The 26913-nt window shown below is 65.4% G+C and carries 24 protein-coding genes; 3 read left to right on the forward strand and 21 right to left on the reverse strand.

Annotated elements, in window-relative coordinates:
* Positions 1-2: 2 nt before the first annotated feature.
* Positions 3-782: an AraC family transcriptional regulator gene (locus LE197_RS16465; protein WP_003082235.1), complete on the reverse strand. Its 780-nt coding sequence runs from the start codon at positions 780-782 to the stop codon at positions 3-5.
* Between the two features lie 89 nt (positions 783-871).
* Here LE197_RS16465 and LE197_RS16470 point away from each other — a divergent pair, with 89 nt between their 5' ends.
* From LE197_RS16470 to LE197_RS16480, 3 genes are all read left to right on the forward strand, one after another.
* Positions 872-2029: a multidrug effflux MFS transporter gene (locus LE197_RS16470; RefSeq protein ID WP_003082230.1), complete on the forward strand. Its 1158-nt coding sequence runs from the start codon at positions 872-874 to the stop codon at positions 2027-2029.
* 116 nt (positions 2030-2145) lie between these two features.
* The gene (gene roeA / locus LE197_RS16475; RefSeq protein ID WP_003082226.1) at positions 2146-3342 is read left to right on the forward strand and encodes a diguanylate cyclase RoeA; all 1197 of its coding nucleotides are present in this window, start codon (positions 2146-2148) and stop codon (positions 3340-3342) included.
* A 198-nt stretch (positions 3343-3540) separates the two neighbouring features.
* A complete protein-coding gene (locus LE197_RS16480; RefSeq protein WP_003086461.1) occupies positions 3541-4254 on the forward strand; it encodes a TorF family putative porin in 714 nt (237 codons plus the stop codon).
* 4 nt (positions 4255-4258) lie between these two features.
* On the opposite strand, the gene fliJ is transcribed toward LE197_RS16480, so the two are convergent.
* The 20 genes from fliJ to LE197_RS16580 form a co-directional block, all read right to left on the reverse strand.
* Entirely contained in the window at positions 4259-4702 is a 444-nt protein-coding gene (fliJ, locus tag LE197_RS16485; protein ID WP_023109075.1) for a flagellar export protein FliJ, read from the reverse strand.
* Positions 4703-4715: 13 nt separating this feature from the next.
* A complete protein-coding gene (gene fliI, locus LE197_RS16490) occupies positions 4716-6071 on the reverse strand; it encodes a flagellar protein export ATPase FliI (RefSeq protein ID WP_003086458.1) in 1356 nt (451 codons plus the stop codon).
* Entirely contained in the window at positions 6061-6867 is an 807-nt protein-coding gene (fliH, locus tag LE197_RS16495) for a flagellar assembly protein FliH (RefSeq protein ID WP_003082217.1), read from the reverse strand. Before fliH ends, fliI begins: the two co-directional genes overlap by 11 nt.
* Before the next feature lies 1 nt (position 6868).
* Positions 6869-7885 carry a flagellar motor switch protein FliG gene (gene fliG / locus LE197_RS16500; RefSeq protein WP_003082212.1) on the reverse strand — a complete coding sequence of 339 codons (1017 nt, stop codon included), beginning with the start codon at positions 7883-7885 and terminating at the stop codon, positions 6869-6871.
* Between the two features lie 5 nt (positions 7886-7890).
* Positions 7891-9687, reverse strand: coding sequence for a flagellar basal-body MS-ring/collar protein FliF (gene fliF, locus LE197_RS16505; protein ID WP_003109118.1), 1797 nt, complete (start codon positions 9685-9687; stop codon positions 7891-7893).
* 22 nt (positions 9688-9709) lie between these two features.
* The gene (gene fliE / locus LE197_RS16510; RefSeq protein ID WP_003082207.1) at positions 9710-10039 is read right to left on the reverse strand and encodes a flagellar hook-basal body complex protein FliE; all 330 of its coding nucleotides are present in this window, start codon (positions 10037-10039) and stop codon (positions 9710-9712) included.
* A 246-nt stretch (positions 10040-10285) separates the two neighbouring features.
* Complete coding sequence (fleR, locus tag LE197_RS16515; RefSeq protein ID WP_023109076.1) at positions 10286-11707, reverse strand: sigma-54-dependent response regulator transcription factor FleR; 1422 nt, start codon at positions 11705-11707, stop codon at positions 10286-10288.
* Between the two features lie 4 nt (positions 11708-11711).
* Positions 11712-12920 (reverse strand): sensor histidine kinase FleS, encoded by a 1209-nt coding sequence (gene fleS / locus LE197_RS16520; protein ID WP_003109120.1) that lies wholly within the window; start codon positions 12918-12920, stop codon positions 11712-11714.
* 112 nt (positions 12921-13032) lie between these two features.
* On the reverse strand, positions 13033-14505 hold the full coding sequence (gene fleQ, locus LE197_RS16525) for a transcriptional regulator FleQ (protein WP_003086448.1): 1473 nt from the start codon (positions 14503-14505) through the stop codon (positions 13033-13035).
* A gap of 281 nt (positions 14506-14786) precedes the next feature.
* Positions 14787-15080: a flagellar protein FliT gene (locus LE197_RS16530; protein ID WP_003086445.1), complete on the reverse strand. Its 294-nt coding sequence runs from the start codon at positions 15078-15080 to the stop codon at positions 14787-14789.
* Between the two features lie 25 nt (positions 15081-15105).
* Entirely contained in the window at positions 15106-15486 is a 381-nt protein-coding gene (gene fliS, locus LE197_RS16535) for a flagellar export chaperone FliS (RefSeq protein ID WP_003158217.1), read from the reverse strand.
* A gap of 58 nt (positions 15487-15544) precedes the next feature.
* Complete coding sequence (gene fliS / locus LE197_RS16540) at positions 15545-15943, reverse strand: flagellar export chaperone FliS (RefSeq protein ID WP_003086441.1); 399 nt, start codon at positions 15941-15943, stop codon at positions 15545-15547.
* Positions 15943-17379, reverse strand: coding sequence for a flagellar filament capping protein FliD (fliD, locus tag LE197_RS16545; protein ID WP_003123161.1), 1437 nt, complete (start codon positions 17377-17379; stop codon positions 15943-15945). Before fliD ends, fliS (LE197_RS16540) begins: the two co-directional genes overlap by 1 nt.
* Before the next feature lie 77 nt (positions 17380-17456).
* The gene (locus tag LE197_RS16550; protein ID WP_003086436.1) at positions 17457-17843 is read right to left on the reverse strand and encodes a flagellar protein FlaG; all 387 of its coding nucleotides are present in this window, start codon (positions 17841-17843) and stop codon (positions 17457-17459) included.
* A gap of 79 nt (positions 17844-17922) precedes the next feature.
* A complete protein-coding gene (locus LE197_RS16555) occupies positions 17923-19086 on the reverse strand; it encodes a flagellin (protein WP_003123162.1) in 1164 nt (387 codons plus the stop codon).
* Between the two features lie 226 nt (positions 19087-19312).
* A complete protein-coding gene (locus tag LE197_RS16560) occupies positions 19313-22819 on the reverse strand; it encodes a glycosyltransferase (RefSeq protein WP_031638063.1) in 3507 nt (1168 codons plus the stop codon).
* Positions 22820-22933: 114 nt separating this feature from the next.
* Entirely contained in the window at positions 22934-24550 is a 1617-nt protein-coding gene (locus tag LE197_RS16565; RefSeq protein ID WP_003120602.1) for an aldolase catalytic domain-containing protein, read from the reverse strand.
* A gap of 3 nt (positions 24551-24553) precedes the next feature.
* Complete coding sequence (locus LE197_RS16570) at positions 24554-25657, reverse strand: class I SAM-dependent methyltransferase (RefSeq protein WP_004348584.1); 1104 nt, start codon at positions 25655-25657, stop codon at positions 24554-24556.
* Positions 25654-26154, reverse strand: a complete 501-nt coding sequence (locus tag LE197_RS16575; protein ID WP_004348583.1) for a hypothetical protein — start codon at positions 26152-26154, stop codon at positions 25654-25656. The genes LE197_RS16570 and LE197_RS16575 overlap by 4 nt, the downstream gene beginning before the upstream one ends.
* Positions 26144-26911 carry a 3-deoxy-manno-octulosonate cytidylyltransferase gene (locus LE197_RS16580; RefSeq protein ID WP_003120604.1) on the reverse strand — a complete coding sequence of 256 codons (768 nt, stop codon included), beginning with the start codon at positions 26909-26911 and terminating at the stop codon, positions 26144-26146. The genes LE197_RS16575 and LE197_RS16580 overlap by 11 nt, the downstream gene beginning before the upstream one ends.
* Positions 26912-26913: the final 2 nt, after the last annotated feature.

Genomic DNA, 26913 nt, shown 5'->3' on the forward strand with positions numbered 1-26913 from the left:
GCTCATTCGAGGCCACGCAGGGCGCGCCCCGGCGACTGCCCGCAGACCCGCCGGTACATGGCGATGAACGCGCTGTCGCTGGCGTAGCCCAGGGCGTGGGCGACCTCGGTCACCGAGCGGCCTTCGGCCAGGCGCCTCCGCGCTTCGAACAAGCGCGCCTGGGTTCGCCAGCGGGAGAAACCCAGGCCGGTCTGCTCGGTGAACAGACGCGCCAGGGTCCGCCCGCTGGCGCCGACCTCACGTCCCCACGCCTCGATGCTCCAGTCCAGCGCGGGTTGCGCCAGCAGCGCCTCGGCCACCTTCAGCGCCCGCGCATCGCGCGGCATCGGCAGGCTCGCGGCGTGTGCCGGCGCGCTCGCCAGTTCATCGAACAGTGCGCGCAACAGCGTCAGGTGCGGCCCTTCCAATTGCAAGTCGGCTGCCCAGCCGGTCATGCGCAGGATCAGTTCGCGCATTAGCGGCCCGACTTCGAGGACCTGGACGCTGTCCGGCAGCTCGGCGAACGCCGAGGGTTCGAAGTACAGGCTACGGTAGGCGAAGCGCCCGTGCAGGACCGTGCGATGCGGCACGCCGGCCGGCAGCCAGGCGGCCTGGAGCGGCGTCAATTGGCAAATGCGCTCGGCGAAATACAGCGTGACGCTACCGGCCGCCATGTACAGCAACTGCGCGCGCCGGTGGCAATGCCAGTCGCTGCGGTGGCCGGTGCTGTCGACCTCGAGGCCGACCACCGGGCAGCGGGCGAGATCGGGATCCTCGACCCGTTCGTAGGGATAGCGCGGCACCTTGTCCTCTTCGCGATGTTTTCCGTCCTGACCGCAGCATTCTGCCAGGCGCAGGCGGCCTAGGCTTGGCTCTTTTTTCCGGAGCCATCATGCCTGACCGTCCTCGCCCTCCCCTGCTGCTGGTGCTCGCCCTGCTAGCCCTGCCGCAAGTCGCCGAAACCATCCTTTCCCCCGCGCTGCCGGCCCTGGCCAGCCACTGGCGACTGGACGACGCTACCAGCCAGTGGACCATGGCGCTGTTCTTCGTCGGTTTCGCCCCCGGCATCTGGCTCTGGGGCTGGCTGGCCGACCGCCTCGGCCGGCGCCCGGCTCTGCTCGGCGGGCTCGGCCTGGCGGCCCTGGCGACCTTCGGTGCCTGGGCCAGTACCGACTATTCCTACCTGCTTGCCTGTCGCCTGGTCCAGGGCCTCGGCCTGGCGACCTGCTCGGTGACGGTGCAGGCCAGCCTGCGCGATGTGCTGCAAGGCCCGGCGTTGATGAGCTATTTCGTCACGCTCGGCGCGGTGCTGGCCTGGTCGCCGGCAGTCGGCCCCCTCGGCGGCCAGTGGCTGGCCGACCTCGGCGGGCACCCGGCGGTGTTCGCCACCCTGGCGGTGCTGCTCGCCTCGCTGGCGGCGCTGGTCGTCCCGGCCTGGCCGGAAACCCGTCCGCTGCTGGCGGGCACGCCCGAGCCCGCGACCCTGGCGATCTTCCGACGGGTCCTGGCCGACCGCCCGCTACAAACGCGCGCACTGCTGGTGGCGGTGCTCAATGTGCTGGTGTTCTCCTTCTACGCCGCCGGGCCGTTCATGGTCGGCGACCTGCCCGGCCTGGGCTTCGGCTGGATCGGCCTGGCCATCGCCATTGCCGGGAGTCTCGGCGCCTTGCTCAACCGACGCCTGCCGCGCACCTGGAACAGCGCTCGCCGGGTACGCCTGGGCCTAGCGCTGGCGGCCGCCGGCGCGACAGCGCAGACGCTGTTGGCCGCCGTCGGATACGCCGAAGGCCTGTACTGGGCGCTGCCAGCCCTGCCGATCTTCATCGGCTTCGGCGTGGCGATTCCCAACCTGCTGGGTCCGGCGCTGCACGCCTACGACGATTGCCGGGGACGCGCCGGAGCCCTGTTCGGGCTCGCCTACTACCTGCTGATCGGCCTCGGACTGGGCGCGTCCACCCTGCTACCGTTCGACCGTCCCTGGCCGCTGGCCGCGTACTGGAGCCTGCTGGGCCTGGTCGCACTGCTGCTGGCCAGGCGGCTGCCGGAATGAAAGCGGCGCCAGGTACGCCCGTGCAAACCGGACGACCGGCCCGGAAAGCCGGATAGGGCGGCCGTCGCGACGCTGCTATGCTGTGATGGCACAGCGCCCATGCGGACCCGCAGAACGTGGCCAGAACGACGCTCGAATCGATCCAGCACGCCATCGAGGTGAATTCGTCCCTGGCCCTTCCCATCGCCCTGGAGAATCTCTCGCGTCTGACCCACCTCGCGCTGCTGACCGTCCCCTTCAACCTGATCCACATCCTGGTGTTTTCCCTCAAGGACTTCCGCCCGGACCTCGGCCATCAGCTCTGGCGCCAGGAAATCATGTACGCCCATGGCGCCATGGCCCTGCTCTTCGGCGGCATCGGCCTGCTCGCGCTATGGCTGCGCCGCCAGCCGCCCAAGCTGTGGCGCATGCGCCTGCTGATCCTGCTGGGCGGCGCAGGGATCATAGGCTTCGGCGTCGCCATCGCCTGCATCGACCAGCGCATCACCAGCAACATCACGCCGCTGCTGCTGGCCTGTTTCGCCTGCGCCATGTTCATCCTGATCCGCCCGGCCTACGCGGTGCCCTTCTACGGTCTGGCGATGCTGGCCTTCGAGGTGGCGATGGACCACGCCCAGGCCGACCCGCAACTGCGCCTGTCGAACCAGGCCAACGGCCTCACCGCGTTCGGCCTCGGCCTGCTGCTGTCGCTGATCCTCTGGCACGGCCACGTGCGCAACCTGCGCCAGCAACGCAAGCTGGAGTTGCAGCGGCAGGAGCTGGAGGAGAAGAATCGCCAGTTGGAGTACCTGGCCGGTCACGACCCCCTGACCGGCCTGTTCAATCGTCGCGAGTTCGACCAGTTGGTGCTCATGGAGCTCGCGCGCATCGCTCGCCAACCGCAGCCGCTGAGCCTGCTGATGGTCGACCTGGATCACTTCAAGTACATCAACGACCGCTATGGGCACCCCTTCGGCGACGAGGTCATCCGCCATGCCGCCAACCTGCTGCGCGGCAATACCCGTAGCAGCGACAGCGTGGCGCGCCTGGGCGGGGAAGAATTCCTCCTGCTCCTGCCCGACACCGCCGAGCAGCAGGCTCGCAGCCTTGCGGAAAAACTCCGCGAACGCCTCGAAGGTACCCCGCTGGCGACGCAGGACGGCGTGCTCTGCCTGACCGCCAGCTTCGGCGTGGCCAGCCTCGACGGAGGCGGCCAGGCCAGCTACGAGCAGCTCTACAGCGCCGCCGACCAGGCTCTCTACCGGGCCAAGAGCAGCGGTCGCAACCGGGTGGAAGTGATTCGCCTGGCCAGCCTCGCGGAAAGCCTGCGGTAACAATTGATCGGCCGGCCCTGACGAGCGGTCGGTCAGCCGCCCGAACCTTGGTTAAGATGGTCCGTGGCGCTCTAGCTCGCCGCTCTTCCTGCCCTTCCGACCTGCCCGACCTCGCCCGGCCCCATGCCGCGGCCTTGCCGTTGGCGTCGTGCGGGAAGACCGGCGCAGCGCCGTTGTCCGCATTACCAGGGGAGAACCATGCTCAAGCACCTGCTCGTGCTCACCTGTGCCCTGCTCGCCAGTTCCTCGGCCCTGGCCCAGGTGATGGCCCGCGACCTGGGCGATTTCGAACTCAAGCTGGCCACCAGTCCGACCCGCAGCATGGCCCAGGGCCTGGTCACCCCGGGCAGCTCCGGCAGTTTCCACGGCGGCCTCGACCTAAGCCACGAAAGTGGCTGGTACATCGGCAACTGGACCTCCAACCTCGACCCCGGCAAGCCCACCGAGATCGACTCCTACGCCGGCTTCAAGCGCCCGCTGAACAACCGCCTGGGCTACGAAATGGGCCTGATCCGCTACAGCCGCCCGGAGCAGCCGGCCAACGACGCAGCCGAACTCTACGGCGGCCTGTCGATCTTCGGCAGCCGGCTCGGCGCGGCCCTGAGCAGCGACCCGGGGCGCAACGACACCACCCTGTTCGCCGACCTCGGGGTCAACCCGCCGTTCGGTTTCGACGTCACCCTGAAGTACGGCAACCATCGCCTGGACAACCCGGCGAGCCTCAGCGGCGGGGGCTACGTGAGCGTCTTCAACGACTGGTCGGTGAACCTCTCGCGGCCCTGGCTGGGCATCGACCTGAACCTGTCCTACAGCGGCACCAGCCTGACCGGCAGCGATTGCAGCGCCTACTCGGGACACAACAGCTACTGCGACACCACATTCATGCTGAAGGCGTCGCGTCCGTTCTTCTGAGTCGTCAGTCGTCCTGGCGGCGGGTACGCTGGGCGAGTTCGTCGAGCAGTTTCTGCTCGCGCTTGTCCTCGGCCTGGCGCGCCTCTTCCAGGTAGCGCTCGACCAGCTTGCGCAGCCCTTCCAGGCGGGCGTATCTCTCCTGCCAGTTGAGCCGCGCCTTGTCCACCGCCTCGCGGTGCCAGGTCACGCTGTTGGCCTGCTGGGCGACGGCGGTCTCCAGTTGCGAGAGGAAGCGCTGGTAGTTCATCAGCCACTGGCCGCTGACGCCCTTCTGGCCCTGGCTGATCCATTGCTGCTGGTAGTCGTTGCGGTAGCGTTCCAGCTCCGCCAGCTTCTGCTGTGCCGCGAGCAATTGCTGCTGGCACCTGCCCAGCTGGGTCGCGGCATCCCGCTCGGCCTTGCTGGCCATGTCCACCACCGGCGCCAGCCGCGCCGCGCGCTTCTCCATGCCTCAGCGCGCCTCAGGCCTGCCCGCCGGCGAGCAGGCTCGCCAGCCGCGCACGGCTTTCCGCCAGGCTTTCGCTTTCGTCGAGGCCCTGGCGCAGGAACTGGCGCATGACCGGGAAGCGAGCGATGGCCAGGTCGGTCTCGGGATCGCCGCCGGCCACGTAGGCACCGACGCTGATCAGATCGCGACTCTGCTGGTAGCGCGACCAGAGCTGCTTGAAGCGCTGGGCGTCGCGCAGGTGCTCGGCCTCGACCACCTGCGGCATCACCCGGCTGATCGAAGCTTCGATATCGATGGCCGGATAGTGGCCTTCCTCGGCCAGCCGCCGGGACAATACGAAGTGCCCGTCGAGCACGCCGCGAGCGGCGTCGGCGATCGGGTCCTGCTGGTCGTCGCCCTCGGAGAGCACGGTGTAGAACGCGGTGATCGAGCCGCCACCGGCTTCGGCATTGCCGGCGCGTTCCACCAGCTTCGGCAGCTTGGCGAACACCGATGGCGGATACCCCTTGGTCGCCGGTGGCTCGCCGATGGCCAGGGCGATCTCGCGCTGGGCCTGGGCGTAGCGGGTCAGCGAGTCCATCAGCAGCAATACGTTCTTGCCCTTGTCGCGGAAGTACTCGGCGATCCGCGTGCAGTACTGCGCGGCACGCAGGCGCATCAGCGGCGCGTCGTCGGCCGGCGAGGCGACCACCACGGAGCGCTTGAGGCCTTCCTCGCCGAGGATCTCGTCGATGAACTCCTTCACCTCGCGGCCCCGCTCGCCGATCAGACCGACGACGATGATGTCGGCCCTGGTGAAGCGGGTCATCATCCCCAGCAGCACCGACTTGCCCACCCCGGTACCGGCGAACAGGCCGAGGCGCTGGCCGCGGCCGACCGTGAGCAGGCCATTGATCGAGCGGATGCCGACGTCGAGAGGTTCGCTGATCGGGTGGCGCTTGAGCGGGTTGATCGTCGGGCCGTCCATCGGCACCCAGTCTTCGGCGCGCATTCCGCCCTTGCCGTCGAGGGCGCGGCCGGCGCCATCGAGCACCCGGCCGAGCATCGACATGCCCATCGGCAGGCGCCCGGTGTCCGGCAGCGGCACGACCCGCGCGCCAGGCGCGATGCCGGCGAGGCTGCCGACCGGCATCAGGTACACCTTGCTACCGGAAAAGCCCATCACTTCGGCCTCCACCTGCACCGGGTGGTAGCCGCTTTCGTTGATCACGTTGCAGCGGCTGCCGACCGCGGCCTGCAAGCCTTCGGCTTCGAGGGTCAGGCCGACCATGCGCAGCAGGCGGCCCTCGACCACCGGCTGCGCCGGCAGCGAGACAGCCTCGGTGTAGCCCTCCAGGCGCCTGGCGAAACTGGTTCGCTCAAGGCGCATCGACGTCTCCGGGGGCGTCGAGGTCGATCCGGATGTCGCTGGCCAGCGGATGGGTCGCCTGTTCGCGCTGTTGCTCGAACAGTTGCTTCACTGCCTGCGCCAGGCGCGTCTCGATGGTCGCGTCGATGCGACTGTGCTCGGTCTCGATGCGGCAGCCGCCGGGCAGCAACGAATCGTCCTCGAGAATCCGCCAGCTCTCTTCGTGGCGCTCGCGCAGCGCCTTGACCCGCTCGAAGTCCTGCGGGTTGACATGGATACGGATGTTCGCCGCGCCCATCGGCAGCAGCTTCAGAGCCTCGCGCAGGACCTGGCGGACATGGCTGGAGTCCATGTGCAGTTCGCGCTGGATCACCTGGCGGGCAACGTGGTTGACCAGGTTGACCATGCCCTGCTCGATCAGGGCGTCCTGCTCGGCGATGGGTTCCAGGAGCTGCGTCATCAGGCGCTCGAGACTTTGCAGGCGCTCCTTCAGCGCCTCCTCGGCTTCCTGCCGCGCCTTCAACTGGCCGGCGTGGAAACCGTCGCGCTCGCCAGTGGCGAAGCCTTCGTTGTAGGCGTCCTGGCGGATCGCCTCGATTTCCTCCAGCGTCGGCGGCTTGACGGTCTCCAGCTCGACCTCTTCCACCGCCGGCGGCGCCGGCGCGGGTTCGGCGACCGCGGGCACCTGCGGCGCGGCAACGGCCGGCTCGTCGCGCGGCTCGTCGAAGCTCGGCAACGACCAGAGGCCGAAGGCCGCCACGTCCTTGCCGCGGATCAGTTCGCTGGGATTGTCTTTGTCCTTGTCGTGGGGGACCACCTCAGATCATCTCCTCGCCACCCTTGCCGCCCAGCACGATATCGCCGGACTCGGCCATGCGCCGGGCAATGGTGAGGATTTCCTTCTGCGCACCTTCCACTTCGCTGACCCGTACCGGCCCCTTGGCCTCCAGGTCGTCGCGCAGCAGCTCGGCGGCACGCTTGGACATGTTCTTGAAGACCTTCTCGCGGATCGCCTCGTCGGAGCCCTTGAGCGCCAGCACCAGTACGTCCGAGGAGACTTCCCGGAGCAGCGCCTGGATGCCGCGGTCGTCGACGTCGGCGAGGTTGTCGAAGACGAACATCAGGTCCTCGATCTGTCCGGACAGGTCTTCGTCGACCTCACGGATCGAATCCATCAATTGGCCTTCGATGGAGCTGTCGAGGTAGTTCATGATGTCCGCCGCACGCTTGACCCCGCCCATGGTGGTGCGGGTGGCGTTGGAATTGCCGGCGAACTGCTTCTCCAGGATCAGGTTGAGTTCCTTCAGCGCCGAGGGCTGCACGGTGTTCAGCGAGGAGACGCGCAGGACGATATCCAGGCGCACCTTGTGGTCGAAATGGCTGAGCACCTCGGCGGCCTGGTCGGGATCGAGGTAGGCGACCACGATGGCCTGGATCTGCGGGTGTTCGTAACGGATCACGTCGGCCACGGCACGCGGCTCCATCCACTTCAGGCTGTCCAGGCCGCTGGTGCTGCCGCCGAGGAGGATGCGGTCGATCAGGTTGTTGGCCTTGTCCTCGCCGAGGGCCTGGGTGAGCATCTTGCGGATGTAGCCGTCGGCACCGACGCCGAGGCTGGTCTGGTCGCCGACCACTTCGACGAACTCGCCCATCACCTGCTCGACCTGTTCGCGGTGCACGTTGCGCATCGACGCCATGGCCACGCCGACCCGCTGCACCTCTTTCGGTCCCATGTGCCGCAGCACCTGCGCCGCGTCGGTCTCGCCGAGCGACAGGAGCAGGATGGCGGCCTTGTCGACCTTGGTCAGTTTGGCGGCGAGACGATTCTCACTCATGGCGCTTACTCATCGGCGTTGATCCACTCTTTCACGACCTGGGCGACGCGGCCCGGGTCCTGTGCGACCAGGTTCTTGATCGCGTTCAATTGCGCATCATACCCCTCCGTGGGGCTCGGCAGGAGGATGCTCGACGGCCCGCCGATGCTCACCCGGTCGTCGGCCAGCGAGCCTTCCAGGCCACTCTCGCCCAGCGCCAGGTCGCCGTCGCGACCGCCGCCGCCGGCCAGCGACTTGCCCTTGCCGCCGCCGGTGATGTTGCTCAGCACCGGACGCAGTACGCCGAACACCAGGACCAGGATGAACAGCACGCCGAGCACCTGCTTGACGATGTCCCAGAACCACGGCTGCGAGTAGAACGGAATGCTGTCGATCTCTTCGGCCTGGGCCGGGGCGAACGGCGCGTTGATCACGCTGACGCTGTCGCCGCGGCTGGCGTCGTAGCCCACCGAATCCTGTACCAGGCGGGTGAAGCGCGCCAGTTCGTCGGCGCTCCAGGGCTGGTGGCTGACCTCGCCGGTCTTCGCGTCGACCTTCATCTGGTCGTCCAGCACCACCGCCACCGACAGTCGGCGCAAGCGCCCCTGCTGCTGCTTGGTGTAGCTGATCGAGCGGTCCAGTTCGTAGTTGCGGGTGGTCTGGTCGCGCTTGTCGGTCGGGTACGGCGCCAGCTCCGGCTTGCCGGTCTTCGGATCGATGATGGTCTGGCCGTTGGCGTCCTTCAGCGGCTGGCCCGGCGCGACGTAGTCGGCCGGCGCGCTGGCGGTGGCCTGCTGCGGCGCGCTGGCCGGGCCCGGCGGCTGGTTCGACAGCGCCCCCGGCACGCCCTGCGGGCCGGACGAATTCTGCCGTTCCTCGTTGTTGCGTTGCTCGCTGCGCAGGGCCGGCTGGTCCGGGTTGTACATCTCCGAGGTCGACTCGACCGCGCTGAAGTCAACGTCGGCGGACACCTCGGCCTTGTAGCGACCGTTGCCCAGCACCGGTTGCAGGATATTGTGCACGCGCTGGGTGAGCAGGCCTTCCATGCGCCGGGTGAAGTCGAACTGCTTGCCGGCCATGGTCAGCTCGGAGAGTTCCTGCTGGTCGGAGAGCAGGTTGCCCTTCTGGTCGACCACGGTGACCTGCGACTTGTCCAGCTCCGGCACACTGGTGGCGACCAGGTTGACGATCGCCATCACCTGGCTCGGCTCCAGGCTGCGCCCCGGATACAGCTCGACCAGCACCGAGGCGCTGGGCTTGCGGTCGTCGCGGACGAACACCGAACTCTTCGGGATCGCCAGGTGCACGCGGGCGGCCTTGACGTTGTTCAGGCTCGACACGGTGCGCGCCAGCTCGCCTTCCAGGCCGCGGCGGTAGTTGGTGGCTTCCATGAACTGGCTGGTGCCCAGCGCCTGTTCCTTGTCGAGGATCTCGAAACCGACGTTGTTGTCGGTCGGCGCCACGCCGGCGGAGGCCACCTTCATGCGTGCCCGGCCGAGGTCGTCGGCCTTGACCAGCAGCGCGCCGGAGTTGGGTTCGACCTTGTAGGGAATGTCCGCCGCGGTCAGCGCTTCCACCACACGGTTCGCGTCGACCCCGTTGAGGCTGCCATAGAGCGGCTTGTAGTCCGGCTGCTGGGACCAGAGCACGACGGCGAAGCCGATCGCCACGCTGGCGGCGAGACCGACCAGCAGGCCGATCTGGCGCAGCATGGTCATCTCGGAAAGGTTGTCGAGGAACGACAGTCCCGGGAAGGATTTCTTCAGCATCCCGGCACCGCCGCTCTTGGCGGGAACCTGGCTGTCGATCAGTGCATCGGCCATGAACTAGTTATCCTCGCGCCGCTCAGACCGGCATCTGCATGATGTCTTGGTAGGCCTGGACCAGCTTGTTGCGCACCTGGGTCATGGCCTGGAACGACACGCTGGCCTTCTGGCTGGCGATCATCACGTCGGTCAGGTCGACGCCGCTCTGGCCGACCTCGAAGGCGTTGGCCATCGCGGTGGAGGCCTGCTGGGTCTCGTTCACCTTGTCCACGGCCTGGGAGAGCATTTCCGAAAAGCTCGGCGCCCCCGCTTCGGCCGGCGCCTGAGCCGGTTTGGCCTTGGCCATGGCTTCCATTTGCATGGAACGCATTTCCAGCATCAGACGATTGAACTCGACACCCTGACTCATGACTCTTCCTCCAACAGCCGCGGCTTTTTTGACGCCGCCCGGCACTTTGCAGAGGAGTTAGCAACAAGGGTGCCAAGTCGCCCCCAAGGCCCGGCATCGGCGTTCGCCGCCAATGCCCGCGACCGCAGCAGGGTCCGTCCCTGCTCCGGTTATCGGCAGGCGCGCACGCTCGAACAGCCCCGGGCGACGACCGGCGGCGGACGCAAAAGGCCCGCACGAGGCGGGCCTGGGGAACATGGCGAGCCCTCAGATGGCGTAGAGATAGGCCTCCACGTCCATCCCGGCGTCGCGCATCTGGGCGAGCTTGTAGCGCAGGGTCCGCGGGCTGATGCCAAGGCGCTCGGCGGCCTCCTTGCGGCGGCCGCGCTCGGTGCGCAGGGTATCGATGATCACCTGGAATTCGCGGCGGCGCAGGTCGTCGCCCAGCGCGCCGCTAGCGTCCTGGCCTGCGGCCGACGACGGAATCTCGACGCTCGGCGGAGTGGCCGGCGGTATTGCCGGCATGGGCACCGGGGCCGGGGCCGCGAGCGGCATGCCGATCGGCGCGGTGAGGCACAGGTCGGCGGGCTGGATCAGGCCGCCCTGTTGCAGGATCAACGCACGCTGGATGGCGTTGTCGAGTTCCCGTACGTTGCCCGGCCAGGCATGCCGGACCAGGCACTGGGCGGCCTCGGGGCCGAGCGCCACCGCGCCGAGGTTCATCTTGCGGCTGTGCTTGCGCAGCAGACGCTCGGCCAGCGGCAGGATGTCCGCAGGGCGTTCGCGCAGCGGCCGCCAGGCCAGCGGGAAGACCGACAGGCGATAGTAGAGGTCCTCGCGGAAACGCCCCGCCGCGACTTCCGCCGCGAGGTCGCGGTTGGTCGTGGCAAGCACGCGGATATCCAGGTTGATCGGTTTGCGCGCACCGACCCGCTCCACCTCGCGCTCCTGCAATACGCGCAACAGCTTGGCCTGCAGGCCGAGGGGCATTTCCGATATCTCGTCGAGAAGAATGGTGCCGCCGTCGGCCAGCTCGAACTTGCCGGGCTGGGCGGCAATGGCGCCGGTGAAGGAACCTTTCTCGTGGCCGAACAGGGTGGCCTCGAGCATGTTGTCCGGGATCGCCGCGCAGTTGATCGCGATGAACGGCTTGCCGGCACGCGGCGATTGCTGGTGGATATAGTTGGCCAGGACTTCCTTGCCGGTCCCGGACTCGCCGGAGATCAGCACGGTGGAATCGCTGCGCGCGACCCGCGCGGCCAGTTCCAGCAACTGCCGGCTGGCCGGCTCCAGGGCCACCGGACCATCCTCCTCGCTGCCCGGCAACTGGCCCAGCGCATGGCGCGCCACCAGGTCGAGCAGCGCCCGCGCCTCGAACGGCTTGACCAGGTAGTCGGCGGCGCCCTGGCGCATCGCCTCGACGGCGCGATCGACCGCGCCGTAGGCGGTCATCAGCAACACCGGCAGGTGCGGGTAGCGTGTACGGATCAGGCCGAGCAACTGGTGTCCGTCCATGCCCGGCATGTTCACGTCGCTGATCACCAGGCTGAAGGCTTCGCGGGCCAGGACCGGCAGCGCCGCCTCCGCCGAGTCCACGGCGACGAACTCGTGACCGCCCAGCAGCAGGGTGTCGCTGAGGGCTTCGCGTAGTGCGCGGTCGTCTTCGACCAGCAGGACTTTGGCTGCCATGGGGTTACTCCTGAATCGCAGAAAGAGGCGCCGCCGGAATCAGCGGCAGGATCAAGGTGGCGCAGGTGCCGCGCCCCGGCCGAGAGCGCAACTGCAATTGCCCCTGGTGGGCGCGCGCCACGGCCTTGACCACCGCCAGGCCGAGCCCGGTACCGGTGGTCTTGGTGGTGAAGAAGGGTTCGCCCAGGCGCGCCAGGGTCGCCGGGTCCATGCCCGGTCCGTTGTCGCTGACGCTGAGGCGCAGGCTGTCGGCGCGGGCATAGAGATGCACCTTCAGGCGCAGTTCGGGCCCGCAGGCCTGGATCGCGTTCTCCACCAGGTTGAGCACGGTGCCCACCAGGGTGTCGCGATTGCACAGCAGCTCGCCGCCGCGCGCCTCGCACTGCCAACGCACCTGAAGCCCCTGGACATGGACTTCGGCCGCCGCGCGCAGGCTGTCGAACAGCGCCTTCGGCGCCACCCGGTCGGTCAGCGGCAGCTCGCCGCGGGCGAACACCAGCATGTCGCGTACCTGATGCTCCAGTTCGTGCAGGCGCTCCTTCAGGCGCCCGGCGAAGCGTTGCTGCTGGTCGGTCGGCAGCGCCTGCTCGCTGAGGTGCCCGGCATAGAGCAACGCCGCTGACAACGGCGTGCGGATCTGGTGGGCCAGCGAGGCGACCATCCGCCCCAGCGCCGACAGGCGCTCGTGGCGCGCCAGTTGCTCCTGGAGACGGCGGGTATCGGTAAGGTCGTTGAGCAGGATCAGTTGACCCGGTTCGCCGTTCAGCGAGCGGGTGGCGATGGACAGGCGTCGCCCGTCGCGCAGGGAAATCTCGTGACCGTCATCCTCGCGCGGAGCGAAGCAGCGGGCGATCACCTCACGCCAGAGCATGCCCACCAACGGCTCGCCAAGCAGGCCCAGGGCCGCCGGGTTGGCCTCGCGGACCACGCCATGGGCATCGATGACGATGACGCCGCCGGGAAGCAGGTCGAGCAGGCTCTGCAAGCGGTTCGCCAGGCGCTCCTTTTCCGCCAGCTCCTCCATGCGCTGCGCGCTGACCAGGGCCAGTTGCCCTTTCAGCTCGGTAACGCGCTCCTCCAGCAGGCTGTAGGACTCGCTGAGCTGGCTGGACATCTGGTTGAACAGCGCGAAGGCCTGCTCGAGGCCGGCGCGGCTGGTGGCCTCGGCCGTATCGGCTGGCTGCTCGGGGAAGGCGTTGAGGGCTGGTTGCATTGCGTTTCTCTCGGTCGGCGCGACGTCATGGTTCTGTCGGTCGACGGAGATATAGCAATACCCGTGCCTAAATTTTTTTCATTTGAAAATCAAAGCGTTGCGAAACGACCTGTCAATCATCCGACAGGTCGTCGTCGCGCCGGCTCATGCCGTACTTGCGCATCTTCTCCACCAGCGTGGTGCGACGGATGCGCAGGCGTTCGGCGGCCCGCGCGACCACTCCGCCGGCGTCGTCGAGGGCCTGCTGGATCAGGCCCTGCTCGAGGTTGGCCAGGTAGTCCTTGAGGTCCAGGCCTTCGGCCGGCAGCATCGCCGGCGCGTCCATTCCCGGCAGCCCGGCGTTGATCGCCGCGCGCTCTTCCAGCTCTTCGCGCAGGCTGCTGGCGAGTTGCTCGTCCTCGTCGTCGACATGGCGGAATTTCTTCGGCAGTTCGCCGACCCCGATCACCCCGTAGGGATGCATGATCGCCAGGCGCTCCACCAGGTTCGCCAGTTCGCGGACGTTGCCCGGCCAGTCGTGGCGGCAGAGCGACATGATCGCTGCCGAGTTGAAGCGGATCGACCCGCGCTTCTCATGCTCCATCCGCGAGATCAGTTCGTTGAGCAGCAGGGCGATGTCTTCCACCCGCTCGCGCAGCGGCGCCATCTCGATGGGGAATACGTTGAGGCGGTAGTAGAGGTCTTCGCGGAAAGTGCCGTCCTCGATCATCTTCTCGAGGTTCTTGTGGGTCGCGGCGATGATCCGCACGTCGACGTTCTGCGTCTTGTTGCTGCCGACCCTTTCGAAGGTGCGCTCCTGCAGCACGCGCAGCAGCTTGACCTGCATCGGCAGCGGCATGTCGCCGATCTCGTCGAGGAACAGGGTGCCGCCGTTGGCCAGCTCAAAACGTCCGGCACGGCTGGTGATGGCACCGGTGAAGGCGCCCTTCTCGTGGCCGAACAATTCGCTTTCCAGCAGTTCCGCCGGGATCGCCCCGCAGTTCACCGGGACGAAGGGCCCCTCGCGGCGCTTGGAATGGTAATGCAGGTTGCGCGCCACCACTTCCTTGCCGGTGCCGGACTCGCCGAGGATCAGCACGCTGGCATCGGTATCGGCGACCTGCTGCATCATCTGCCGCACCTGCTGGATCGCCCGGCTGGTGCCGACCAGGCTGCGGAACAGGTTCGGCTCGCGGGAACGGCCGCGCTCGCGGGCCTGGTCGTACATCTCGCGGTAGACCTGGGCGCGATGCAGGGAGTCGAGCAGCTTGTTGTAGCTGGGCGGCATCTCCAGGCTGGCGAGCACCCGGCGGCGCAGCTCTTCCGGCCAGTCGGCCGGGGCCGGCTCGCCGATCAGCAGGATCGGCAGGTACTCGTCCCAACTGGCCAGCTGCTTCAGCAGCTCTACCGCCCCGCCCTTCGACTCGACGCTGCCGAGCAGCACGCACAGGGCTTCGCGACTGTTGCTCAGGCCCGCCGCTACCTCTCGCCAATCCTCGCTGTTGCAGGTCAGCTGATCTTCGCCGAGGAAGTTGAGAATGACTGCCAGGTCGCGACTGCGATCGAGATTGTCGTCAATCAGCAAGAGTTTGGTTTCGCGCCACATTTTGATCAGCTGCCTTGCATCGAATGGGTCTCGCTCGACCCGAAAGAGGGCTGGGACTAATGCCTATTTCTAATAAGCAGCCAGCATTTGGCCACTAGTTAAGTCAAATGTGAACGATTAGTCAATTTTATGGCGTGTTTTTTTTGCTGTTTCCGACAGGGAGAGGCAATAAAAAACCCCTACAGACCGCATGGAAAGCAGTACTGGCAGGGGTTTTGGGGGATATGTAAATTTTTCCGAAAAGCCTTGCGCCAAAGTAACGGCACAAAGCCATGAAAAACTTATCCGAACATCTGGTAGACCTTGGCGCCTTGCTTCGACTGGTTCAGCTGGATCAGATCGGTGGCCAGCTTGCGCTGCTCGCCCTGGCAGACATCGATCAGCTCGCGATACAGCGCCAGCAGCTCTTCCATCCGCGCCCGCAAGGTGGCTTCGTCCTGTACATCGAGCATCGCCTCGTCGACGGCCTGGCGGCAACGCTGGTCGAGTTCACCGATGGCCTCCCAGTTCTGGCTGGCCAGGGCAACGCGCAGGGCGCTACCGGTTTCTTCAAGGATCTGTACAGCTGCACTCATTGCTTGGTCCCTCTGGGGATGCCTCTCAGGGGGCAATCGCATCCCAACCGGATTTGATGTTGCGCAACAGCTCGGAAACTTCCTCGAGCTTGCCCGCGTCGTTCTTCAAGTTGGCTTCCGTCAGTCGCATCGACATGTAGGCGTAAAGGCGGTCGAGGTTGGCTGCCAGCTCGCCGCCCGCCTCGAAGTCGAGCCCTTCGCGCAGGCCACCGACGATGGCGATGGCCTTGCCGATCAGCTCGCCCTTCAGCGCCACTTCGCCGCGCTCCAGGGCTCCGCGGGCCTGCGCCATCCGGGTCAGGCCGCCTTCCATCAGCATCTGGATCAGGCGATGCGGGCTGGCATCGATAGCCTGAGCCTGGGTACTGACATTCTGGTATTGCCGCATGGCTGCCATTGCGTTCATCGACGGTTGCCTTGTTCGGTGACTGATACGCTCTATATCGGTCGGCTACCGCGATTCTTTAGCGCCGTTCGCTGTCTTCGCCCTGCGCTTCGGCGCTGCCAATGGCATCCCAGGCCTGCTTGATCTGGCCCAGCAGCGCCTCGACCTCGTCCAGCGGACGCGGTGTGTCGTCCAGCGCGACACCAGCCAGGCGGCGGGTCATGTAGTCGTACAACGCATCCAGATTGCCGGCTATCTCGCCGCCCTGCTGGTGATCGAGGCCAGCCTGCAAGGCGCCGATGATCGACAACGTGGTGCCTACCGCTTCGCCGCGCAGCGCCGGGTTGCGCTCCAGCACCGCGCGCCGGGCCAGGGCGATGCGTTCGAGCGCGCCGTCCAGCAGCAGCTTGACCACCTGGTAGGGCGGGACGTCCTGTGCGCTGCCTACCTGCCGGTAGGTATCGATAGGACGCGACATCAGCTTTTCTTCACAAGGCCAGGCAGGCTGCTAAGAGCCTGGGCCATGCGTCCGCTGGTCTGGTTGAGCTGGCCGATCAACTGGTCCATGGCGGTGAACTGCTTGAGCAAACGATCCTGCAACTGCTCGACCCGGCGATTGAGCGCTTCGCGCTGGGTATCCACCGACTTGATGGTGTCCTGCAATCCATCCAGGCGCTGCTGGAGCACACCGCCGGTCTGGGTGTAAGGCGTGAGCTTGTCGTCGAGACGCTTCATCAGGCCGGTATCGCCGGTGAACAGAGCGGAAACCGACTCGAACTTGTCCTTCAGAACCTTGTCGAGTTTCTTGTCGTCGATCTCCAGGGTGCCGTCTTTCTTGGTGGTGATACCCATGTCGGCGAGCATGCGAACATCGGTACCTTGCCCCGGCTGGACCATCTCGTTGCGCATGGTGGTGAGCAGGTTGCGCACGCTGCTGTCACCGACCAAGGCACCGACCACGGGAGCCTTGTCGTCGCCCACCTTGGTCACGCCGGTCAGTTCCGAAGTCACGCCGACCAGCTTGTTGTAGGCCTCGACGAACTTCTTGATGTTGTCCTTGACGCCGCCACGGTCCTGCTCGACCGAGATGGTGATCGGCTTGTTGGTGTCGGTGACCGTCTTCAGCTCGAAGGTGACGCCGTTGATGACCTTGTCGACCGTATTGGTCGGACTTTCCAGGGTCAGGCCGTCGATGCTGAACTTGGCATTCTTCGCCTGGGTGATATAGCCGCTGCTGCTGGAGGAGGTACCGTCCAACTGGGACAGGGTCAGCTTGCCATCTGCGCCGACGCTGCCGATGTTGAAGTTCTCCAGGCCGGAACTGCCCTGGACGAACACGTCCTTGCCGGCGCCGGAATCCTTGCCGGTGAAGACCAGTCGCGAGGTTCCGTCTCCAGGGTTGTTGACGATGTTGGCGGTGATGCCCTTGTCCTTCAGCTGCGCGTTGAGCGAGTCGCGCACTTCGGCGAGGGTCGCGCCCGCCGCGACGTTTACCGTGACACCGGCATCGTCGGCACCCTGCTTGATGGTCAGGGTTCCGCCGGAAGTGGTCTTGTAGCCATCGGCAAACGACGCGGTGGCCACCTTGCTGACGCTGGCCAGCTGGGTCACTTCGAGCTTGTAGATACCCGGCAGGGCGTCCTTGGTGGCGGTGGCGGTGGCGAACTTCTCGTCGCTGGTGCTCGCCGAGCGCTTCTGGAACAGCTCGGGCTTGTTCAGCTCCTTGAGGATGGTCTGCAGGTCGGAGATCGCGCTCTTGAGCTGGCCGATGCCGGTGAACTTGGCGGTGGTGTCGCTTTCCAGGCGCTTGAGCTGCGCCTCCTTCGGCGCCTTCTCGGCCGCCACCAGGGTGGAAACGATGTTCTTGATATCAAGGCCCGAGTTGTAGCCGTTGATCGTCGTACTGTTCGCCATCTTGCTTCACCTCGTCAGCTCATTGACGCTTTGTCCTTCCAATTCCAACAGACACTCAAAAGACGTGCCAATTCCGCTCAGGCTTCCGCCTTGAACAGCAGGCTGCGCGCTTCGTCCAGTCGCTCTGCCAGGCGCAGGGCCTCTTCGGAAGGGATTTGCCGGATGACTTCTCCGGAAGTCGAATCGGTCACCTTGACCACTACCCGCCCCGTGGAGTCGTCCAGGCTGAAACTCAGATCACGACGGATGCTCTGGGTGAACTTCTCGATGGAGGAAACCGCCTCCTCGACCGCAGCGCGTTGCTCCTTGTCGCCCATCCTGACGTCGCCCGTCCGTTGCGCGCTTGCGCTGGCGGCCGCCTCGCCGGCCTGGCCGGCCGGGCGTGCGCCATCGGAAGAAGACGCCGAGCCGAACAGCCGGATTACCGGAGCAGCCGTCGAATTGTTGACATTGCTGACGTCCATCGTCGCTACCTCTCAATGAGATACGAGGGGAAGCGCGCCAGCGCTCCCCCTCGTGACTTCACCTTGACCTCGCCGAAGCTTAGCGCAGCAGGCTCAGAACCGACTGCGGCAGCTGGTTGGCCTGGGCCAGGATCGCGGTGCCGGCTTGTTGCAGCACTTGGTTCTTGGTCAGGTTGGCGGTTTCGGCTGCGAAGTCGGTGTCTTCGATCCGGCCGCGAGCAGCCGATACGTTCTCACCGATGTTCTTCAGGTTGTTTATGGTGTTGTCGAAGCGGTTCTGCACCGCACCGAGGTCGGCACGCTGGGCGTCGATCTGCTTGATCGCCTCGTCGATCACCAGCACGGCGGACTGAGCGCCCTTCGCGGTGGAGATGTCGATCTTGGCGACGGTGTCGTTAGCCTCGGTGAACGTCGTGGTGCCTGCCGCGGTGCCTGCGCCGGTGCTGCCGGTGTCGGTGATGGCTACGCCGGAAACCGCACTGGTAGTACCATCCGCACTAGCCTTGGACACGTAGCTGATCTGCGCGCCGTCGGTGAAGGCACCGATGCCGACGTTGGCGTCGTTGACCGCAGCGGCGATCTTGGCAGCCGCCTGCTCGGCGGTTTCGTTGCCCTTCATGTCGACCTTGACGTTCACGGCGCTGCCGCCGGTGATGCCGATCGCGATGTCGACGGTGCCCGAAGCGGTTGCAGCAGTGACCGCGCCGCCGCCGTCAGCCTTGAAGTAGGTGCCGTTCAGCGACTCTGCGCTCATCTCGTCGATGCCGACGCTGATGATTTCGTTGGCGGCCGAACCCACCTGGAAGCTGGCGACGCCGAAGGAACCGTCGAGCAGCTTGCGGCCACCGAAGGTGGTGGTGTTGCTGATACGATCCAGTTCTTTCTGCAGTTGCTTCACTTCGCCATTCAGAGCGGTACGCTCGGAGTCGCTGTTGGAGCCGTTGGCCGACTGCAGGGACAGGTCACGCATACGCTGCAGGATGTTGGTCGACTGCTGCAGGGCGCCTTCAGCGGTCTGCGCCAGGGAGATACCATCGTTGGCGTTCTTGGTAGCCACGTTCAGGCCGTTGACCTGGCTGGTCAGACGGTTGGCGATCTGCAGGCCGGCGGCGTCGTCCTTGGCGCTGTTGATGCGCGAACCGGTGGACAGACGCTGCAGCGAAGTGTTCAGCGACGCGGAAGAGTTGTTCAGGTTCCGCTGAGTGTTCAGCGAAGCGATGTTGGTGTTGACGGTCAAGGCCATCTTGATGCCCTCCAAGGACGATATGTTTGCCTGAGCTTGCGACCTCGGGTGGGCATCGCCCAGGCACCCCTAAAGTTCGCATTCGTGATCTTTATCGGCGCTTCCCTGGGGAGCTTTAGGTTTTTTTTTGACCATCCTCGTTTTTCATGCATCGTCCCCGTCGGAGGGGTTCGCGCAAGGCCTCCCAAGCGCTGCGGACAGCGCGACGGAAAGCCCCGCCGGCCGCTCAGTCCGGCATCCAGGCACGATACCAGGCGCGCAAACGCTCGCCGTCGAGCATCCAATCCGCCAGCACCCGTTCGCGCAGGTGATCCCCTGCCCTGGCCGCGGCATCCAGGTCGCGGGTATGCATGCGGATCGCGTCCACCCAGTCGCGGAAACGGTTCTTCACCCGCGTCACCGGCAGATCGTCCTGGTAGCAGCGCACGTCGCTGCAAACCACCGGGAAACCGCAGGCGCCGTATTCCAGCAGGCGCAGATTGCTCTTGCACTCGTTGAACAGGTTCTGCTCCACCGGCGCCAGCGCCAGGTCGAGATCGAGAGCCGCCAATGCCCGCGGATAGCGTTCGATAGGCACCCCCGCATGCACTTCCCTGACGAAGGGACGGATGGACGGCGGGCACATGCCGAAGAACACCCAGTCGACTTCGTCGGCCAGTTCCCGGACCACATCGGCGATCAGTTCCAGATCGCCGGTATGGCTCGAGCCGCCCGCCCAACCGACACGTGGCCGCTCGCCGCGCCGCCGCTGCGCCCGCAGCCCCTGCCACCACCCCACCGGCAGGCGGTTCTCGATCACCCGGATATCCGGGTGGAGACCGGCGAAGGCCTCTGCCAGGGCCGGCGTCGACACCACGAAGCGGTCGACGTAACCCAGCCCGCGACGCAACGTGCGCAAAATGTCCTTCGGCAGGTGCTGGCGATGGGCGCTCTTGAGGGGCACGTTGGGCAGATAGTCGTCCAGCTCGTAGACCTTGAAGGCCCGCGAGAACGCCTGCATCCGCCGCATGGCCTCGAGACGCTCCTCGCCGACCTGGCGCTGCAGCACCAGTACGTCCGGGTCGTAGCGCTCCAGATCGGCCACGTGCATCAGGCCGATCGACAGCGCGCCATCGATGGATGCCGACTCGCGCAACGCGCTGAACGGCTGGATCACCCGGTAATGGCCGCAGCCGAATAGGTCGGCGGGGTGCGCCAGGACAGTGGGCAAGGGCCGCCACCCCTGCAACGGGCGCCAGGCCAGCTGCGGGTCGGCCAGCTTGAAACCGCCTTCGGCCTGCAACGAAAAGCCCGGGTTATAGGCGGGATCGCGTGCCAACAACGGTAGCCAGCGCGCGTACAGCGCATCTTCTTCCTCGACGCTCGCCGCCGTCGTGGCAGGCGCATCGAGCAACAGCCGCGCACGCGGCGTCCATACGTTCAGGTAGCCCGCCTGGACCGCCCGCAGGCAGATGTCGACATCGTCCCAGCGCGTCAGCGCCTCGTCGAAACCGCCCAATTCGAGGAACAACTCGCGGCGCATCAACAGGCATTCGCCAGCCACCGCCGAGTAGTTCTGGTCCACCTGCAGGCGCTGCAGGTAACCGGCGTCCTCGTGCGAACGCCCTTCGAAGGCCCGCCCGGCCGGTCCGCACAAACCGAGCAGCCAGCCGGCGTGGCAGACCCGTCCGTCCGCCGCCAGGAGCTTGGCGCCTACCGCGCCGACTTCCGGACGCTGGCCATGGTTGAGCAACTGCTGCAGCCAGTCCTTGTCGAGGATGCCGCTGCCGGCATCGAGCCAGAGCAGGAATTCGCCACGCGCCCGGGACGCCGCCAGGTTGCGCAGAGCCCCACGGGATAACTGCCTATCGCCTCGCAGCACCCGCACCTGCTCGACACCCATGCCTTCGACGGCGAGCAGCCATTCGCGAACGTCGGCCGCTTCGCCACCCTGTTCCAGCAGAAGGATCTCGTAGTTGGGGTAGGCGGTATTCTCCAGCACGGTTTCTACGCAACGCTGGAGCTGCGCCAGGCGCTCCCCGGCCAGCACCAGGATGCTGACCGGCGGTTGCCCGGCGTGGCCGTAGTCCAGCTCGTAGCGCCCCGGCAGCCGGCTTCCGACTGTCGCCTGCGCGTAGCCACGGGCACGCAGGTGGCCTTCGATCGCCGCACGCTCGGCGGTGCTGTCCTGCAGGCGCAGCGCTGGGCCAGACAGCAGTGGCTCGCTGATGTGTCCGATACAGCCCAGGCCCCGCTGCTCGACGAGACGCAACTGGTAGGCCAGCTCGAAAGCCTCGCCGGCGGTCTCGTCGAATCCGCCCGTGGCAAGCAGCGGCTCGCGGCGGAACAACCAGTGCCGGGACAGGCCGGCGGGGAAACTGAGCAGAAGGTCGAGATTCAGGTCCGGGCGCAACGCCGCGCCCAGCTCGCCGTCATCCAGGCGCATGAGTTCGTCGGCGTACACCGCCTGGCAGCTCTCCGGTGCCGCCAGCAGGTCCAGCGCCGCCACCAGCAGGCCGCTGACAGTGAATTCGACGCCCGCTTCGACCAGGAGCAACCAGTCGGTATCAAGCCGGGCAAGCGCCTGGTTGATCGTCGGTATCGGCCCCGCGGCAGGATCGAAGAGCATCGCTCCGTTCCGCGGACTCGTGCCCAGCGGCGCGAACAGGTGGCTCTCGACACGTGGATACGAATTGACGTGCTCCAGGCTCTGCAGGGTACGCTCCACGGCCTCGGTATCGCCGTGGGCATCGAGCACCAGCACCGCGAAGCGCGGCCCACCACCCTGCTCCTGCAGGAATCGATCGATCAGCACCTTCTGCACCGCATCCGGCCGCCGCGCCTCCAGCCAGGTCGACAGCGTGACGCTACCGAAGCCCGCCGCCCGCCTCAGCGCGGCGAGCAGGTTGACCGGCTTGAAGACACGGGCGTCCAGGCGGGTGATCGGTGCCACCCGGACGAAGCGGTTGTCGCCGGCCTGGCGATACCAACCCAGTTCGCGGATAGCCAGGCGGAAGTCGGCATGGCCCTGCTCGCCGATACCGGGCTGGTCGCGCCCGATCTGGCTGAACTGCTGGCGGGAGACGCGGAAACGGGTCAGCGGCCGCGACAGGAACGCCAGGTCGCCACGCTGTAGCAACTGCGCACACATGGCCAGGTCGCCGATCCAGTCGATGGCCCGGCCGTTGAGCATCATCAGGCGCTCGCAGATCTGCAGCAGCGCATCGCGCCGGGCCATCAGGCAACTGGGTTCGCCGATGAAGTTGATGGTGTGGTCGGCGAGGAACGAGACCAGCTCGCGACCGTCGATCAGGACGTCGCCGGCGAACGGGAAGCAGGTCGCCAGGATGTCCGGCAGCGGCTGCCCTTCCTCGTCGATACGCAACCGCCGCGACGAGGCCAGGACCACGTTCGGCTCGCGCTCCATCGCTCCCACCAACGCCTCGACGCATTCGGGAAGCAACACGTCGTCGTCGTGGAGAAACTTGACGTACTCGCCCTCCGCCAGGCGGATGCCTTTCGCCGTGCTGCCCAGCTCGCCGAGGCGCGTCTCGTTACGGAAGTAGCGGATCGGGAACGCCGCGGAGGCGCGCTTCTGCTCGACCAGCGTGGCGACCCGCTCGTCGCTGCTGTCGTCGCAGATGATCAGCTCCAGGGCCGGATAGGTCTGCCCGAGCACGCTGTCGAGGGCGTCCTCGAAGTACTCCAGCTTGTAGGTCGGCATGACGATGCTGACGAGAGCCTGTTCACCCATATTCATTGACCGTTGTCGAAATTGAAGAGCATCGATTCGCCAGGCTAGTCTCTGACGGGCCTTGCCTTTGGGAATCATCCATAGCCGCGGGCTGCTGTCCGGGTGCGTGTGTCGCTACATGCCGTAAATACTCGTGCAAGGAATGTCATAAGCCGTCTCCGTGACGGAAACCATGCCGGGCACGCTTTGCCGCGCACAGAACAGATTGAACAGTTCCTGCATATCCTGGTTGCGCGAGTCTCCCGGCGGATAGCCATCGAAACCGGCCAGGAGAATTCGTCGCGCTCTGCCGCTGGCGGCCACCGCCAAGGCATAACCGATGACCAGTGAGTTCGGAGCGACGCAGCCCTGAGGGAACACTTCGAACCTGCCGGACCTCACTCCCAACCCGAAATCCAGAAGTTGCTTATCGTGCAACGACATCAGTAATTCGGTAGGCAGGCTCGAGACAGGGGTTATGAGAGGCTGCGGCAGGCGCGCATGGGTTTCGCAATCCGCAAGCAGGCGTACTGGATGGCAGGCTACGCGGAGATCAATCAGGCTGGCGTCGAGATCCGACTGGGTATTCAACGCGACTACCACTGGCCGGGTACGCCGGATATAGGACTCGAGGGCCTGGCGGTGCCTGACCACGCCTGTGCCAGCCCCCAGCAGCAATACTTCCCTGCCTTCCAGCCAGTCGCATGGGGACCAAATCCCTTTCGGCGTTTCATCATAGAGATGACGGGCACTGACGAGCATGTCGCGACGGAAGCTCTGTCCACCTTGCCGACGTAGATAGTCGATAGCGGCAAGCACGTCCTCTTCGCCATAGCGCGGGTCGCCCAGCATTTCCTGGACATAGGTCGGGTGGATGGCATGCTTCCCGGAAAGGTAGTAGAACGCGTTGGTCCCCCAGCCATGCCGCACCTTCAAAGGGGCGAAGTATTCTCCGATCAGGGCCAGCAAGGGGACCAGGTTGGCCCGCGGCTCGGCAAGCTCGATCAACAGTTCCTCGATGCGCACATTGCCGGGGCCGCGTCCCATTCCGGTGATGGTGGCATCCAACCATTCGACGCCCTCGGTCCGCGCGGTCAGGGTGTTCTGTAACGCCAGGCCCATGTTGTCGTGCGCATGAAAACCCAGCGCCCCCGACCAGCCTTCCCGCAGCCAGGCCACGGTCTCGCAGACATCCGCGGGCTTCATGCTGCCCGTGCTATCGGCGAAGTACAGCACGTCGACGGGCCAGTCACTGGCCGATGACGCAAGGCGACTCACCTCCTCACGGGTATGGCCGGCCATTTGCATCAGGTTGAAGCCAACGGCATAGCCTCGGCGCTTCAGCCAGTCGCACGCGGGCAATACACGCTCGAACTCGTGGAAGTGGCAGGCGATGCGCACCATCTTCAGCGCGCTGGTTTCCGCGCTCTCTGGAACCAGTTGTTGCAACGCTGCCTCCAGGCCCATCTCGCCCAAAAGGTCGGCGCCGTTGAGCATCACCGCCAGGGCCAACCCTTCGGGAATAGCAAGGCTGCGGATGAAGTGGTCGGTGGTGTAGGCACAGGCTCCCTTGAACCCTTCGTTGCGCAGAAACCGGAAACCCAGCTCCACGACGTCGACCCGCGCCGCACGCATTGCATCGAGATAACGCTCGATGATCGTGGTGGGGAAGTCCCAGGCGGTGTAGTAGCCACCATCACGGAGGGTACAGTCGAGCACCTTGCTGGTGATCGCCGACAATGGCTGGACCATCCATCAGCTCCTGAGCGTGCAACGCATGTGGCTGCTCGCACCTAGCACTTTCAGCCATTGTTGGAATATAGCCAGGTGCTCCCTGGGCAACTGGTGGATGTGTATAAAAGGAGAGTCCATGGCGTCCTTCGGCAACCAGTTGGCAACCATGTCGACATCGAAATTTCCAGGAGTGTCCATCTGAACGATGCTGTAGCCCGAACGCATGGCGAAATGCCCGATATTTTGCGGAGTGAAAGCCTGCAAATGCATCGGCGGAAAAATACCATGGGCCAGCGCACGAAAGCTGTTGTAACCCAGTGCCTGGTTGTCCATACCGAGCGCGTTAGGTGTATGGAAATGATGGAGCCCTCCATCGCTCATGAGCTTCTTCGTGGCGACCATAAAACCGTGAGGATCGAACAGATGCTCGATCAGCTCGAAATGGATGATCAGGTCGAAGACCCCGCCACTACCGGCAGCAAACTCCTCGGCACTGGCAGCATGGAGCGTGAGGTCGCGGTCTTCGTTCCTAGCGATGGCCGAAGCGTCGATATCAATGCCGGTCAATTCGCATCGGTGCAGGAGATCGCTGGCGTGAAGGGCAGCCTTCAACTCGGATAACAAGCCGCCCGAATTGCAGCCGACCTCAAGGATGCGTATCCGCGCCCGGCCCAGCAGATACTCATCGATCAGAGTGAGGAGAAAGCGCACCCGATCGGAAATTATCCGGTCGCCTGAGCGCTGACGCGCCTTCAACAGGTCGCCGAGCATGCCGTTGCAGCGGCACTGGCTGTAATAATGACCAAGTACCGCCGGCGGCGGGCAAGGCGTTACATACGCGGTGGTGCAGCGCATGCATTTGGCGACACGATAGATACCCTGGAAAGGTTCGAGGTCGGCGCGCTCCTGCGCTCCGCAACAAGGACAGCACCTTTCCACGAATGCATGAGAAAACTCCGTGTAAATCGCCAACGCATCGGCGATACGCTGCTCATAGATCGCCAACGCCTGTTCCCGGGTCCGGTTCTGCTGCAGGAAGCTGACATAGGCGGGCACGGAATAGAGCCCCATGCTGCTTTCAACTACCCCCTCTGCAGCCGAGTGGACGTAAGGAGATTCGCTCATGAGTCGCTCCGCCTATAGACCAACTCGTCCCAATCGGTAGGCAGCCTCTTGGGACTTTTCGATAGATTGGCGATATCCCACAACGCGAAGCCGATATCATCCATCTGCTGGAAGGCCTTCGCGGAGATATCACTCCTGCCGCAGAAACCGAAGAGAGACGCTTCGATGGCTATGTAATCGACTTGCCCAGGGGAGACAGCCTCCATCTCCTGGCACTCGTAGCCGTGCATGTCGATGTGGGCGTTACGCAGACACTCGCAATCCTCAACGCTATCGAGACCTGACTCGAGAGAATCCAGTCTGCACCCCAGGTCAACAAGCTTGGAAAACCACAACGACTCGCCAGGCTGTGCGTCGATGCCAAGTATGGTCGGAGCAATCGAGGACGCCAATTGCTCACAGAAGCGCCGAGGCAAATAGGACCGAGCATAGTCGGCATCGCACCACTCGAAAGTACCGCAGCGAGACGAGTAGGCCGCCGAGTCGTCACGGGGCATGCTGGTCACCTCCAACGCTAGCGGTTCGCGGCTTGCGCTGGAGGATTGCGTCCAACACCCGCTCCACATCCTCGAGGTTATCCACTGAGATGGACTGGTCGCTCATTTCGATCATCTTGACTTCCCAACCCAATTCGAGAAAGCGCAGAATCTCGATGTCCTCGACCTCCTCCAGTGAAGTTTTCGTCGGCCTGGCTGCGAACGCTCGCAGCGCCTCACGCGGAAAGGCGTAGGCACACACCTGACGCCAGGCCCGACTAAACTCGCCTTGTTTGGTCGTCGGAATGGCTGCCCGCGACATGTAGAGCAAGCGTCCATCCGGACGAAAGACCACCTTAGGGACCGATGGGTTGCGAAACGTCGTTTCGTCGGCGATGCCACAGTAGCCATTGATAATCGCTTCCGGGCTCGCCTGGGCTGCATCGATCAGCTTGCGCAGATCGTCAGGATTGAACAGCGGCTCATCGCCCTGGACATTGATGAAGATTTCCGCTGAGACCTGTCCGGCCACTTCGGCGACCCGGTCGGTTCCGGTCAGGCAACGGCTCGAGGTCATGAGCGTGCGAATCCCCTCGCCTTCGCAGACTGCGCGGATGCGTTCGTCGTCGGTGGCAACCAGCACATGCTCGGCGTCCACCGCCTGGATGCATTGCCTGTAGGTCCTGACGATCATCGGCACGCCGCATAAGTCGAGCAAGGGCTTGCCTGGCAAGCGTGTCGACGCATGGCGTGCGGGAATGACAACGGCGTACTTCATGG

Source organism: Pseudomonas sp. PS1(2021) (assembly GCF_020405165.1).
GTDB classification, from domain to species: Bacteria; Pseudomonadota; Gammaproteobacteria; order Pseudomonadales; family Pseudomonadaceae; genus Pseudomonas; species Pseudomonas aeruginosa.

Bases quoted from the DNA above. Each gene is read 5' to 3' on its own strand.
- LE197_RS16470 (WP_003082230.1), top strand. From the start codon at position 872: ATGCCTGACCGTCCTCGCCCTCCCCTGCTGCTGGTGCTCGCCCTGCTA.
- LE197_RS16480 (WP_003086461.1), top strand. From the start codon at position 3,541: ATGCTCAAGCACCTGCTCGTGCTCACCTGTGCCCTGCTCGCCAGTTCC.
- fliJ (WP_023109075.1), bottom strand. From the start codon at position 4,702: ATGGAGAAGCGCGCGGCGCGGCTGGCGCCGGTGGTGGACATGGCCAGC.
- fliI (WP_003086458.1), bottom strand. From the start codon at position 6,071: ATGCGCCTTGAGCGAACCAGTTTCGCCAGGCGCCTGGAGGGCTACACC.
- fliG (WP_003082212.1), bottom strand. From the start codon at position 7,885: ATGAGTGAGAATCGTCTCGCCGCCAAACTGACCAAGGTCGACAAGGCC.
- fliF (WP_003109118.1), bottom strand. From the start codon at position 9,687: ATGGCCGATGCACTGATCGACAGCCAGGTTCCCGCCAAGAGCGGCGGT.
- fliE (WP_003082207.1), bottom strand. From the start codon at position 10,039: ATGAGTCAGGGTGTCGAGTTCAATCGTCTGATGCTGGAAATGCGTTCC.
- fleR (WP_023109076.1), bottom strand. From the start codon at position 11,707: ATGGCAGCCAAAGTCCTGCTGGTCGAAGACGACCGCGCACTACGCGAA.
- fleS (WP_003109120.1), bottom strand. From the start codon at position 12,920: ATGCAACCAGCCCTCAACGCCTTCCCCGAGCAGCCAGCCGATACGGCC.
- fleQ (WP_003086448.1), bottom strand. From the start codon at position 14,505: ATGTGGCGCGAAACCAAACTCTTGCTGATTGACGACAATCTCGATCGC.
- LE197_RS16530 (WP_003086445.1), bottom strand. From the start codon at position 15,080: ATGAGTGCAGCTGTACAGATCCTTGAAGAAACCGGTAGCGCCCTGCGC.
- fliS (WP_003158217.1), bottom strand. From the start codon at position 15,486: ATGAACGCAATGGCAGCCATGCGGCAATACCAGAATGTCAGTACCCAG.
- fliS (WP_003086441.1), bottom strand. From the start codon at position 15,943: ATGTCGCGTCCTATCGATACCTACCGGCAGGTAGGCAGCGCACAGGAC.
- fliD (WP_003123161.1), bottom strand. From the start codon at position 17,379: ATGGCGAACAGTACGACGATCAACGGCTACAACTCGGGCCTTGATATC.
- LE197_RS16550 (WP_003086436.1), bottom strand. From the start codon at position 17,843: ATGGACGTCAGCAATGTCAACAATTCGACGGCTGCTCCGGTAATCCGG.
- LE197_RS16555 (WP_003123162.1), bottom strand. From the start codon at position 19,086: ATGGCCTTGACCGTCAACACCAACATCGCTTCGCTGAACACTCAGCGG.
- LE197_RS16560 (WP_031638063.1), bottom strand. From the start codon at position 22,819: ATGGGTGAACAGGCTCTCGTCAGCATCGTCATGCCGACCTACAAGCTG.
- LE197_RS16565 (WP_003120602.1), bottom strand. From the start codon at position 24,550: ATGGTCCAGCCATTGTCGGCGATCACCAGCAAGGTGCTCGACTGTACC.
- LE197_RS16570 (WP_004348584.1), bottom strand. From the start codon at position 25,657: ATGAGCGAATCTCCTTACGTCCACTCGGCTGCAGAGGGGGTAGTTGAA.
- LE197_RS16575 (WP_004348583.1), bottom strand. From the start codon at position 26,154: ATGCCCCGTGACGACTCGGCGGCCTACTCGTCTCGCTGCGGTACTTTC.
- LE197_RS16580 (WP_003120604.1), bottom strand. From the start codon at position 26,911: ATGAAGTACGCCGTTGTCATTCCCGCACGCCATGCGTCGACACGCTTG.